Below are 11,955 nucleotides of genomic sequence, written 5' to 3'. Positions count from 1 at the left end.
CGGGATATAAAACACATTACCAAACGTGATACCAAATCGGCGTCGATCATCCCGGAGCTTGAAAAGCTTCGTGATGACATGCGCGCCGTTGTCATCGTCCCAGTCCTGAAAAAGACGGGCAGACAGAACGCTGAGATCATTGCCGCGACCTCGACACGCAGCGACGAAAGCCGGCTTGAGGAAACGATCGGCCTGGCGCTTGCCATCGATCTGGAGGTCGTGCACGGCGCCATCGTGCCCATTGCCCAGCCCAAGCCCGGAACGTTGCTCGGCAGCGGCAAGATCGAGGAAATCGGCCATCTCTTGAGCGAGCACAATGCCGGTCTCGTCATCATCGATCATCCGCTGACGCCGGTTCAGCAGCGCAATCTCGAAAAAGAATGGAACTGCAAGGTCATCGACCGGACCGGTCTCATCCTGGAAATCTTCGGCCGCCGTGCGTCCACCAAGGAAGGCACGCTGCAGGTCGAGCTTGCGCATCTGAACTACCAGAAGGGCCGCCTGGTTCGCAGCTGGACCCACCTGGAGCGCCAGCGCGGTGGCGCGGGCTTCATGGGTGGTCCGGGTGAAACCCAGATCGAGGCCGACCGCCGGCTTTTGCAGGAAAAGATCGTCAAGCTCGAAAAGGAGCTGGAGCAGGTGCGCCGCACCCGCCAGCTTCATCGCGCCAAGCGCAAGAAGGTGCCGCATCCGATCGTCGCCCTCGTCGGTTATACCAATGCCGGCAAATCGACTTTGTTCAACCGCATCACCGGTGCGGGCGTTCTCGCCGAAGACATGCTGTTTGCAACGCTTGATCCGACGCTGCGCCGGATGAAACTGCCGCATGGCCGCATGGTGATGCTGTCCGACACCGTCGGTTTCATCTCTGACCTGCCGACCCATCTGGTCGCCGCCTTCCGCGCGACGCTGGAAGAGGTGCTGGAAGCCGACCTGATCCTGCACGTGCGCGATCTCGCCGACCCCGACAACCAGGTTCAATCGCAGGACGTGCTGCGCATCCTCACCGATCTCGGCATTGACGAGAAGGCGCGCTCCGAGCGCATCATCGAAGTCTGGAACAAGGTCGATCTGCTGGATGCCGACGCGCATGAAAGCCTCGTCCAGAAAGCCGAACACAGCGAAAACACCGTCGCCGTTTCGGCCGTGACGGGCGAGGGTGTCGATCACCTGCTGGACGAGATCAACAAGCGCCTGTCCGGCGTCTTGATGGAATGCAACGTCGTGCTGCCGGCCAGCAAGCTGCAGCTGCTCTCCTGGGTCTACGAACACACGTTGGTCGATGGCCGCGAGGACCTGGAAGACGGCTCCGTCAGCCTCGATCTGCGCATGACGCCAAGCGAGGCGGAAGAGCTTGAACGGCGGCTCGGCAATGGCCCGAAGGCTGCGGCGCAGGACTGGTAGCGTATTACCGGACTGGTGGCCTATTACCGGAATCGGGGCTAACACCCCCCTCTGTCGGCGACGCCGACATCTCCCCCTCAAGGGGGGAGATTGACCGCATCGACTGTGCCTCTCCAATATTAGGCGGCTAGGAAAAAGAAGAATCTCCCCCCTTGAGGGGGAGATGTCACGCAGTGACAGAGGGGGGTGAAGCCTCCCCGATCTCAGAATCGACGGCTGGCTCACGCGGGCCAGTTACCTCAACTGCCGCTCGATCGCCTTGGCTGCCTGCCACAGTTCCTCCATCCGCTCCAGCGTTGCCGCCTCCAGCGTTTCCCCCTGAGCTTCCAGTTCCGTCTCGATATGCGCGAAACGGCGGCGGAACTTTGTGTTGGTGCCGCGCAGCGCCATTTCGGGATCAGCGCCCACATGGCGGCCGATGTTGACGACGGCGAAGATCAGATCGCCGAGTTCGTCTGCCACCTTTGCCTTGTCGTTCAAAGCGAGCGCCTCGCGCAGTTCGGCAATCTCCTCTTCGATCTTGTCGAGGATCGGCTCAGGCGAGGACCAGTCGAAACCGACCTTGGCCGCCCGTTCCTGCAGTTTCAAAGCCTCGACCAGCGCCGGGAAACTGCGCTGGACGGAGCCGAGATGACCTGTGTTGACATCCTCAGGCAGGCCGCGCTTTGCCCGCCGCTTGCGGCGTTCGGCCTTTTCCGCCTGCTTGATCTCGTCCCATTGCAGTTTCACGGCCTGCGGCGTATCCGCGTCAGACCGCGCAAACACATGCGGGTGGCGCCGGATCATTTTTCGGGTGATCGCTTCGACCACGTCGCCAAAGGCAAAATCGCCGGCTTCCTGCGCCATGCGGGCGTGGAAAACCACCTGCAGAAGCAGGTCGCCGAGCTCGTCGCAGAGATCGTCCATATCGGCGCGCTCGATCGCGTCGGCAACCTCGTAGGCTTCTTCCAGCGTATACGGTTTGATCGTCTCGAAGGTCTGGACGATATCCCATGGGCAGCCGGTGTCGGGCTGACGCAGGGCTTCCATGATTTCCAGCAGGCGGGCGATATCCTTGGAGGGGTGCATCGGGCTCAATTCAATGGAATGGCGTTGGCGTCCTTGCCGGACTGATAATCATCCGACAACGACTGGTACTTGGCGCGAATGCGCCGGTCCTGTTCCCGTAGCGCGGCCTTGCCGGCCTCGTCCGATGTCGCCACGAGATCGGCGATCGAAGAGGAGCGCCAGAAGGCGTTGGTCTTGGCATAGCCGCCAGGATCGAGCCGGAAAACCTCTTTCAGGATTTTCAGGTCGTGCGGGATCGAAAACGCGTCGCGTGAATCCTCGTGGCTGAACAGGTAGTAGAAATTGTCAAAGCCCGCCCAGGTGATCGCCGAGAGGCACATCGAGCAGGGTTCGTGGGTAGAGAGGAAGATGAGGTCCTTGGTGTCAGGCTTTTCGGCGCGCTCGTAAAAGCGTTTCAGCGTATGCACTTCGCCATGCCAGAGCGGGTTTTCCGTCTCGTTGTTGGTTTCCGCGATGATGAGCGACAGGTCCGATTTGCGCAGGATCGCCGCACCGAAAACCTTGTTGCCGGCAGCGACACCCTTTTCCGTCAGGGGCAGGACGTCTGTCTCGATGACGCTCAGCAGGCGTTCTGCAAGTTTGGAATTGTTCGTCAAACCATTGGCTCCATACAATAGGATTACTGGCATTTAGCGGATTTGAAGTGGTATAGGCAATGCTCGGAAACACGATCCTGCCGTTGCCGAAGGCCTTGTCCTCGGAGAGATTTGCTCAAATTATGCTGGAGTCGAGCAAAAGAATATCCGCCTGCAAAGGCATCGGAATTTCTGTTTCTTCAATTTTCAAGGTATAAAGGGGATATTCCCCATAACCTGTAACAGGATCAGATTCCCACACGATGACCGAACAACTGACCGTCTTTCCGGCCTTCTTCCGCGTTGCGCAGAAATGCGTGGCGGTTTTCGGCAATGGTGACGAGGCATTTGCCAAGGTTCGGCTGTTGCTCAACACGCAAGCCCGGATCGTCGCCTATGCGGATGCGCCGGAAGACGACTTCGCCGCGTTCCTGTCCGTGAATTCGATCGACCATGTCGCAACGCCTTTCGAGGCAGGCCAGGTCGACGGCGCAACGCTGGTCTTTGCCGCAACCGGCGACGCGGCACACGACCGCCTGATCGTCGCTGCGGCGCGGGCGCAGAAAATTCCGGCCAATGCGGTGGATCAGCCGGAATTCTGCGATTTCCTGACGCCGGCATTGGTCAATCGCGCGCCCGTCGCCGTCGCAATCGGCACCGAGGGCGCAGGGCCGGTGCTCGCCCAGATGATCCGCGCGCAGATCGATCAGCTGCTTTCCCCCTCCCTTGGCGCGCTCGCTTCGCTGGCGCAGGCCTATCGCGATGCCGCCGACCGTGTTCTGCCGCGCGGCGTTTCCCGCCGTGTGTTCTGGCGCCGGTTCTTTTCCGGCCCGGTCGCAGATCAGGTGTCGCTTGGAAATATCGCCGAAGCGCGCCGGGAAGCATCCCGGCTGCTGCAGTCGGTCGATCGGGTTCCCGGCCATGTCTGGCTGGTGGGTGCGGGTCCGGGGGCGGAAGACCTTTTGACGTTGCGGGCCCAGCGCGTCATGATGGAAGCCGATGTGATCGTCTATGATGCGCTGGTGCCGCAGGCGATCGTCGATATGGGCCGCCGCGACGCTGAGCGCCTGCCGGTTGGCAAGCGCAAGGGCTGCCATTCGAAATCGCAGGATGAGATCAACCAGCTGCTGGTGCGCCTCGGTCAGGACGGCAAGCGTGTCGTGCGGCTGAAGTCGGGCGATCCGCTGGTCTATGGCCGCGCCGGCGAAGAGATGGCGGCTTTGCGCGAAGCCGGGATCACCTACGAGATCGTTCCCGGCATTACCTCGGCTTTTGCGGCCGCTGCCGATTTCGAGTTGCCGCTGACGCTGCGCGGTGTCGCCTCGTCGCTGATCTTTACCACCGGCCATGATCTCACCGGTGACGTCCTGCCCGACTGGGCCCGTCTTGCCATTTCCGGTGCGACCATTGCCGTCTATATGGGCCGCACGGTGGCAGCCTCCGTTGCGGCGCGGCTGATCGAAGCCGGTTTGCCGGCGGAAACCACGGTCGCCGTGATCGAAAACGCCAGCCGCGCCGGGCGCAAGCTTCTGCACGGCACGTTGAAGGATCTGCCGGACCTGCAATATCGCGACGAGCTGGATGGTCCGGTCATGGTGATCATCGGCGATGCGGTGGCCGGCGCGAATTTCGAACGGTCGCAGCCGCTGGTCACGCGCAAGACGAACGGTTCGGCCGCAGACGTGCAGCACAAACAGACTGATGAAGTGAGGAACTGACATGGCCGACAAGGTATTGACCGCAAACCGCCTGTCCGACGGCATTTCCGTCTGGCTCGATGCCTCCGGCAACTGGGTGGAATCGCTGCAGGATGCGTTTATCGCCCGCCATGCTGAGGCGGTCACCGCTCTGGAAGCGACTGGAAAGGCTGCCTTTGCCGATAACAAGGTGGTTGACGTGAATGTCATTGATATTGAAGAAGTAGCAGGCGTGCTCAGGCCTTTGCGGATGCGCGAGCGTGTTCGCGCCGAAGGCCCGACGATCGACTATGCGCCGGGATACAAGGGCCTGACCGGCCCCGTTCAGGTGGCTTAAGGAAAAGAAGACCGATGTACCGTTACGACGAATTCGACCATGCCTTTGTTGCCGACCGTGTTGCCCAGTTTCGCGATCAGGTCACGCGCCGTCTTTCCGGCGCGCTTGCCGAGGATGCCTTCAAGCCTCTCCGGCTGATGAACGGCGTCTATCTGCAGCTGCACGCCTATATGCTGCGGGTCGCCATTCCCTATGGCACGCTGAACAGCGACCAGATGCGCATGCTGGCCCATATCGCCCGCAAATATGATCGCGGTTACGGCCATTTCACCACGCGCCAGAACATCCAGTACAATTGGCCGAAACTCTCTGACACGCCGGATATCCTGGCGGAGCTTGCCTCGGTCGAGATGCACGCGATCCAGACGTCGGGCAACTGTATCCGCAACGTCACCGCCGATCATTTTGCCGGTGCCGCTGCCGACGAAGTCGCCGACCCGCGCCCTTACGCCGAAATCCTGCGCCAGTGGTCGTCGGTTCATCCGGAGTTTTCCTTCCTGCCGCGCAAGTTCAAGATCGCCGTTACCGGCGCCGAGCGCGACCGCGCCGCCATTCAGGTGCACGATATCGGCCTGCACCTGAAGAAGAACGACAAGGGCGAGATCGGCTTTGCCGTCTATGTCGGCGGCGGGCAGGGCCGCACGCCGATGATCGCCAAGAAAATCCGCGATTTCCTGCCGGAAGAGGATCTGTTGTCCTATACGACAGCGATCATGCGGGTGTACAATCTGCACGGCCGCCGCGACAACAAGTACAAGGCGCGCATCAAGATCCTCGTGCACGAAACCGGCGTGGAGAACCTGACAGGCCAGGTCGAGCAGGAGTTCCTGCAGCTGAAGAACACGGAGCTGAAGCTGCCGGATGCAGATATCCAGGCGATCACCAGCTATTTCGCACCTCCGCCGCTGACCGACCGTCCCGAAGGCTGGGCCAATCTGGCCGGCTGGAAGAAGGCCGATCCGGACTTTGCCCGCTGGGTGCAGCAGAATGTACAGCCGCACAAGCACCCTGACTATGGCATGGTGACGGTGTCGCTGAAGCCGATCGGCGGCATTCCAGGCGATGCCAGCGACAGCCAGATGGATGCGATTGCCGATTTGGCGCAGGAATACGCCTTTGATGAAATCCGCATCAGCCATGAGCAGAATATCATCCTGCCGCATGTGGCGCTGGCCGATCTGGAAGCGCTCTACCGTGGTCTCGTTGCGATTGGTCTGGCGACGGCCAATGCCGGTCTGATCACGGATATCATTGCCTGTCCCGGCTTGGACTATTGCGCGCTTGCCAATGCGCGCTCCATCCCGCTGTCGCAGGAAATCTCCACCCGCTTCGGTGACCCGGACCGGCAGGCCGAGATTGGCGAGCTGAAGATCAAGATCTCCGGCTGCATCAATGCCTGCGGCCATCACCATGTCGGCCATATCGGCCTGCTGGGCGTGGAAAAGAAGGGTGCCGAACTCTACCAGATCACGCTTGGCGGTTCCGGCGACGAGAATACCTCGATCGGCGAGATCATCGGCCGCGGCTTTGAGCCTGAAAAGGTCACCGACGCGATCGAGACGATCGTCAATACCTATCTGTCCTTGCGAACGGATCCGTCGGAAATCTTCCTTGCGGCCTATCGCCGGGTCGGGCCGCAGCCGTTCAAGGATGCGCTCTATGGCGGCAATGCGCAGGAAGCGGCCTGAGGACAAGCATATGACACAGATCTGGAAAGAAACCGGTTTCGTCACGGATGACCCCTGGGTCGTCGAAACCGAGGAAACCAAGGCCGGCTCCAACGAGAAGGCCATTTTGGGGATCGACGCCTTTGTTGAAAAGGCACAGGCCGGCGAGAGCGGGCTTGGTGTGTTGGTCAACCCCGCCGACGATGTGACGCGGCTGCAGCCGTTTCTGGAGCAAGTGTCGTTGATTGCGGTGGCTTTTCCCGCGTTCAACGATGGCCGCGCCTTCAGCCACGCGTCGCTGCTGCGCGTGCGTCTCGGTTACGGCAAGGAAATCCGCGCCGTCGGCGACGTGCTGATCGACCAGGTGCCGCTGATGCTGCGCTGTGGCATCGATAGCTTTGCCGTCAGCAACGAAACGGCGCTCAAGCGTCTGTCGGAAGGGCGTTTGCCGGGGATCGACAATCACTACCAGCCGACGGCCAGACCTTCGGCCGATGCGAAATCCTACAGCTGGCGGCGGGTTTCCTGACGGCTGCGACACACTGAAACACGCATCAATCTGAAAAAGGCGCTATAATTGGAACGGATTTGCTTCCAAATCGGCGCCTTTTGGAATATCCGCTGATACCTGAAAGCGTTACTCATCATTACAGGACCTGACCCCGAAATGAATGCTCCTGCCAAGATCGAAGAATTTGCCGCAACCGTGCCCGCCGGCGTGTTCGCTGAAACGGTGACGAAGGTCACGCATTATACGGACCGGCTGTTCAGCTTCCGCATGACGCGTCCGACGGAATTCCGGTTCCGCTCGGGTGAATTCGCCATGATCGGCCTGATGGTCGAGGGCAAGCCGGTCTACCGCGCCTATTCGATCGCGAGCCCCGCCTGGGACGAGGAGCTGGAATTCTTCTCGATCAAGGTGCAGGACGGTCCGCTGACCTCGCATCTGCAGAGCATCAAGCCCGGCGATCAGGTGCTGATGCGCAAGAAGCCGACGGGCACCCTGGTGCTCGACGCGCTGACGTCTGGCAAGCGCCTCTACATGTTTTCGACCGGAACCGGCATCGCGCCGTTTGCGAGCCTGATCCGTGATCCCGAAACCTTCGAGAAGTTCGAGGAAGTCATCCTCACCCACACGACCCGCGACGTGGCCGAACTGAAATACGGCTTCGACCTGCTCGAAGAAATCCGCAACCACGAATTCCTGGCCGAACTGGTCGGCGACAAGCTGCGGCATTATGCGACGGTGACCCGCGAGGATTATCCGTTCAAGGGCCGCATCACCAACCTGATGCGTGACGGCAAGATGTTCTCGGACCTTGGCCTGCCGGCCTTCGACCCATTAACCGATCGCGGCATGATCTGCGGCTCGACGGAGATGCTGAAGGAAACCAAGGAAATTCTGGAGGCCGCCGGCTTGAACGAAGGCTCCAACAACAAGCCGGGCGAATTCGTCATCGAACGCGCATTCGTCGGCTGAGGCCGAATTTCTGGGAATGAGTACGAGGAAGGTGGCCTGCGGGCCGCCTTTTTTGTTTGGCTGCATGCGGGCGGGTAAGGGCGGTGTGGCGCCTTGCCCAGATAATCCGTGAAGGTTTGCCTTTGGGATCGGCGTTCAAAAGACAAGGCAGGATACTTTGATCCCGCCCAGACTGCTGAAAAATCTGGAATAAGATTGTCCGGTAAGAGCCATACCCCACTCTCCGTCATTCTCGCCCTTGTGGCGGGAATCCAGCGACCCGACGTCCGTCGGGTCAAAAGACTCTTTCAGCTCAATGACTTGAGCTGGCTGGATCCCTGTGACAAGCACAGGGATGACGGAGTGTTTGGCACTCGCAGAATTCCTCAAATGGCCTGCCAAATACCAAGAATATGACTTATCCGGCCCTCTCCACTCAGATTCGCGTCTGTCAGAGGAAAAAATAGCCCTTCTGCAGGGTGACGGCGTCGTCGAGATGGATGGAAAAGTCGGCTTTTCGATCGCCGTCCACATCGCCATAGATATAGGTGCCGGACGCATTCTTGACGTAGCGCAACTCGCCTTCATCGCCGCCGAAGCCCTTGGTGCCGATGAACTTGAAACCTTGGTTGCCCTCTTTCGTGATGTCGGCATCTATGCCTGCAAGGTTGATCCGGTCGCCTTCGGAGCCCCGAAAGTCGAAGATCGTGTCGCGGCCGGATGCCGCCGTGGTGCTGTCGGACAGCTCGGAGAAAATGAACATGTCTGCACCGCCGCCGCCGGTGAGCATGTCGCGCCCTTTGCCGCCGTTCAGTTTGTCGCCTCCGGCGCCGCCAAACAAAGAATCGTTGCCGTCTTTCCCGAACAGCGAATCATTTCCGCCATTGCCGAAGAGCGCGTTGGCGGCCTGGTTACCAACGACCCTGTCGTTTCCGGACCCGGCCTTGACGTCCTCGATCAGCGAGGCAAGGTGGCCCTTGTGCAGCAGCGCATTGAAAATATTGCCGCGCGCATAGCCATCGTTCGGCCCGCCGCCCAGCCCCGCCAGCTGGTCCTCGCTGAACATCGAGAAGCCACCGGCGCGAAGGTCGATATTGAGGTTGCTCTTGTAGGCGGTGAGATCGAACGTGTCCTTTCCGCCGCCATCCCAGATCGTGGCGAAGATGCGGTTGCCACCGGGGTCGATCGCCACCTTGCCATCCACATAGGTCTTGCCGCTGTCCGGTGTCCACTTGTAGACCGTGTTGCCGCTGTTGGTGGTGTAATTGGCGCCATACATGTGCTGCAGGGCAGCGATATCGGCCATCATGAAGGTCTGCGGCGCGCCGAACTGCTCATAGGCGTAGCCATTGGCATCGTCGCCGACAAAACCATTATAGGTCATGACCGTATATTCGACCGAGTTGAAGGCATCGGGCGTCGCGCCGAAGACGCTGGTATCATGACCATGCTTCAAGCCGAGTGCATGACCCAGTTCGTGGACCAGCGTGTGCCAGGCATAATTTCCGGCAACCGGCGCGCGGTAGTCGTTGATCGTGCCCTCATAATTCGTGCTGAACCAGGTATCGCCGGCGGAATAGTGTGTGTCGGGAAAATAGGCATAGGCTGTCGGGCTTGCCTGGTCGGATTGCGCAAAGCGCAGCGTCGCGGTGGTTGCGCTGCCGGCGGAGAAGGCCAGCTTGGTAAACCCTTCGACGGAAAAGCCGTCATTGGCGGCAGTTCCGGAAGACTGTTCCATGATGAACAGCGCCGCGTTCTTTTGCGCAGCCGAAACCGCACCGAAATTGTTGTTCAACTCTGCCGGGTTGCCGTAATGATACTGGCTGGCAAGCGTGGGGAAAGCGTAGGTAACGCTATCGCCGCCCCAGGCTGTGCCGGAAATGATGCCATCGACCAGCTGGTTGCCTGTAGCAGTAATGGTTTTTACGGTTTTATTCGTGCCCGTCATTGTTTCACCTTCTCGGTGGAGAATGTACACCGGAAATCATTATATTATCTGTAAGTTGATACTTCCGGAACGCGGCTGAAACCACTCCGTAAGTCTCATCGCACCCGTAACTTTCCCAAACCTGAAGAGGCGTTGATATGCTGGTCGAATTTCGGAGGCAATGGCCGATCCTCGCCCTTTTAGGGGCAATAGCCGGGTTTTTCAGCGGTGTGGTATTGGCGGCACAAGCGCCAAAGGGAACAGGTGGAATCATGACGCCGGCGCCGGATGCGGAAGCTGCCGTGCAGTCCGAATATGGCGGCGCCACCCGCAAAGGGACGCGCGAAGCTTACGAACGCTTCATCCGCCGCCATCCGGACCATCCGCTGGCGCAAAAAGCACGCGAGGTGATTGCCGCCGGCACGCTGAAATGAGGGCAGGCGAATAAAGCCCGGCGTAAAATCGTCTCTGCTACAATAGCAGTTGACGAAGCTTGAGGGCCTTGCCAGTCTCACCTTGGGCTCCGCAACTGCGGAATTATGGGGGATATGGCGTGAGCGCGGGTGCTGTTCTTGTCTGGTCGCTGATCGGATTTGCGGGGCTGCTGGTTGTCCCTGCGGTCAGCCATACCAATGCGGGCACCACGTTTTCGCTGATGGCATCCTCGATGGCCTTTACCGGCATGGCGCTGGCACTGTTCATGGCCACGCGCCCACCTTTCATCGAGCGCCTTTTCGGCGGGCTCGACCGGATCTACCAGACGCATCGCCGGGTAGGGATCACGGTCCTCGTGCTGATCCTCGTACACTATTTCATCACGCCGGATTTCAAGGGCCTGTCGCTGACCGGCGGACTGAACAAGTTGGCGGCTGATGCCGGCAAATATGCCTTTTACGCGCTCGTCGTCCTTTTGCTGCTCAGCATCGTCAAGATCGTGCCGAAGACGAAGGTGGAGATCCCCTACCATTTCTGGCGCCTGACACACCGTTTCATCGGTCTGCTGTTCGTCATGGCCGCCTTCCACCAGACGTTCATCAAGCGGCCCTATGACGGCACGGCGATGCTGGCGACCTATCTCAATATTTTCGCGATGATCGGCACGCTGAGCTATATCTACACACAGCTCTTTCCCTGGCTGCGGACCCGCACCTACGAGGTCTTCGATGTGGCGCGTCATGAGGGCGCAACGATCATTTCCGCCCGGCCAGTGCGGCGTCCGCTGCGTGCCAGGCCCGGCCAGTTCGGATTTTTCCGGGTCAACAAACCGGGTCTGCGCGAGCCGCATCCGTTCACGATCGCCGGCATGGAGGACGACGGCACCGTGCGGTTCGCCATCAAGCCGCTGGGTGATTATACCAAGGCGCTGCGCGACGGCATCGCCATTGGCGACCGCCTGAAACTGGAGGGTGGCTATGGGCATTTCAATCACCGCCGTGGCAGCAAGAAACAGATATGGCTCGCTGGCGGCATTGGTGTTACGCCGTTCCTGGCGATGGCGGGGCGCCTGAAGGGGGACGAAGGCCAGGACATCCACATGGTCTATTGCGTGCGCGACCGGAGCGAGGCCATCGGCCTTGATACGTTTCAAACGCAGGCGGACAAGCTTTCGAATTTCAGTTTCACTTTGCATGATTCCAAAACGGACGGCAGGCTCGACGCGGCAAAGCTTGCCGCATCGAGCGCCGTCGATCCGGCGGGAGCGGACCTCTGGTTCTGCGGGCCGCCATTGCTGCGAAAATCCATTGAAAAGGGCCTGAAGGACCTCGGCAAGACACCCAGACGGGTCGAGTTCGAGCAGTTCGAGTTCCGGTAGCTATAGCG

At 60.0% G+C, this 11,955-nt stretch carries 11 protein-coding genes; 8 read left to right on the top strand and 3 right to left on the bottom strand.

Going from position 1 to position 11,955, the window contains the following annotated elements; all coding sequences use genetic code 11:
- Positions 1-6 precede the first annotated feature (6 nt).
- Positions 7-1,404, top strand: coding sequence for a GTPase HflX (gene hflX, locus ASD32_RS12135; protein WP_082546753.1), 1,398 nt, complete (start codon positions 7-9; stop codon positions 1,402-1,404).
- Positions 1,405-1,638: 234 nt separating this feature from the next.
- On the opposite strand, the gene mazG is transcribed toward hflX, so the two are convergent.
- Both mazG and ASD32_RS12125 read right to left on the bottom strand, forming a co-directional pair.
- Positions 1,639-2,472 (bottom strand): nucleoside triphosphate pyrophosphohydrolase, encoded by an 834-nt coding sequence (mazG, locus tag ASD32_RS12130; protein ID WP_060638303.1) that lies wholly within the window; start codon positions 2,470-2,472, stop codon positions 1,639-1,641.
- A gap of 5 nt (positions 2,473-2,477) precedes the next feature.
- A complete protein-coding gene (locus tag ASD32_RS12125; protein ID WP_060638302.1) occupies positions 2,478-3,101 on the bottom strand; it encodes a nucleoside deaminase in 624 nt (207 codons plus the stop codon).
- Positions 3,102-3,310: 209 nt separating this feature from the next.
- Between ASD32_RS12125 and cysG the strand changes: the two genes are divergently transcribed.
- The 5 genes from cysG to ASD32_RS12100 all read left to right on the top strand — a co-directional run bounded on the left by cysG (position 3,311) and on the right by ASD32_RS12100 (position 8,228).
- Positions 3,311-4,765, top strand: a complete 1,455-nt coding sequence (cysG, locus tag ASD32_RS12120; RefSeq protein ID WP_060638301.1) for a siroheme synthase CysG — start codon at positions 3,311-3,313, stop codon at positions 4,763-4,765.
- Between the two features lies 1 nt (position 4,766).
- A complete protein-coding gene (locus tag ASD32_RS12115; RefSeq protein WP_060638300.1) occupies positions 4,767-5,081 on the top strand; it encodes a DUF2849 domain-containing protein in 315 nt (104 codons plus the stop codon).
- Positions 5,082-5,095: 14 nt separating this feature from the next.
- A complete protein-coding gene (locus ASD32_RS12110; RefSeq protein ID WP_060638299.1) occupies positions 5,096-6,769 on the top strand; it encodes a nitrite/sulfite reductase in 1,674 nt (557 codons plus the stop codon).
- 10 nt (positions 6,770-6,779) lie between these two features.
- Complete coding sequence (locus ASD32_RS12105) at positions 6,780-7,277, top strand: DUF934 domain-containing protein (protein ID WP_060638404.1); 498 nt, start codon at positions 6,780-6,782, stop codon at positions 7,275-7,277.
- 138 nt (positions 7,278-7,415) lie between these two features.
- Entirely contained in the window at positions 7,416-8,228 is an 813-nt protein-coding gene (locus ASD32_RS12100) for a ferredoxin--NADP reductase (protein ID WP_060638298.1), read from the top strand.
- A 430-nt stretch (positions 8,229-8,658) separates the two neighbouring features.
- Here ASD32_RS12100 and ASD32_RS12090 read toward each other — a convergent pair whose 3' ends face one another.
- Positions 8,659-10,155, bottom strand: coding sequence for a M10 family metallopeptidase (locus ASD32_RS12090; RefSeq protein WP_060638296.1), 1,497 nt, complete (start codon positions 10,153-10,155; stop codon positions 8,659-8,661).
- Positions 10,156-10,406: 251 nt separating this feature from the next.
- Between ASD32_RS12090 and ASD32_RS30250 the strand changes: the two genes are divergently transcribed.
- Both ASD32_RS30250 and ASD32_RS12085 read left to right on the top strand, forming a co-directional pair.
- The gene (locus ASD32_RS30250; protein WP_200953594.1) at positions 10,407-10,568 is read left to right on the top strand and encodes a hypothetical protein; all 162 of its coding nucleotides are present in this window, start codon (positions 10,407-10,409) and stop codon (positions 10,566-10,568) included.
- Positions 10,569-10,687: 119 nt separating this feature from the next.
- The gene (locus ASD32_RS12085) at positions 10,688-11,947 is read left to right on the top strand and encodes a ferric reductase-like transmembrane domain-containing protein (RefSeq protein WP_060638295.1); all 1,260 of its coding nucleotides are present in this window, start codon (positions 10,688-10,690) and stop codon (positions 11,945-11,947) included.
- Positions 11,948-11,955 lie beyond the last annotated feature (8 nt).

This window comes from Rhizobium sp. Root483D2 (assembly GCF_001426685.1).
In the GTDB taxonomy this organism is placed as follows: domain Bacteria; phylum Pseudomonadota; class Alphaproteobacteria; order Rhizobiales; family Rhizobiaceae; genus Pararhizobium; species Pararhizobium qamdonense.
Note: the sequence above shows the minus strand (reverse complement) of the source record. Positions and strands in the feature narration are given on the sequence as shown.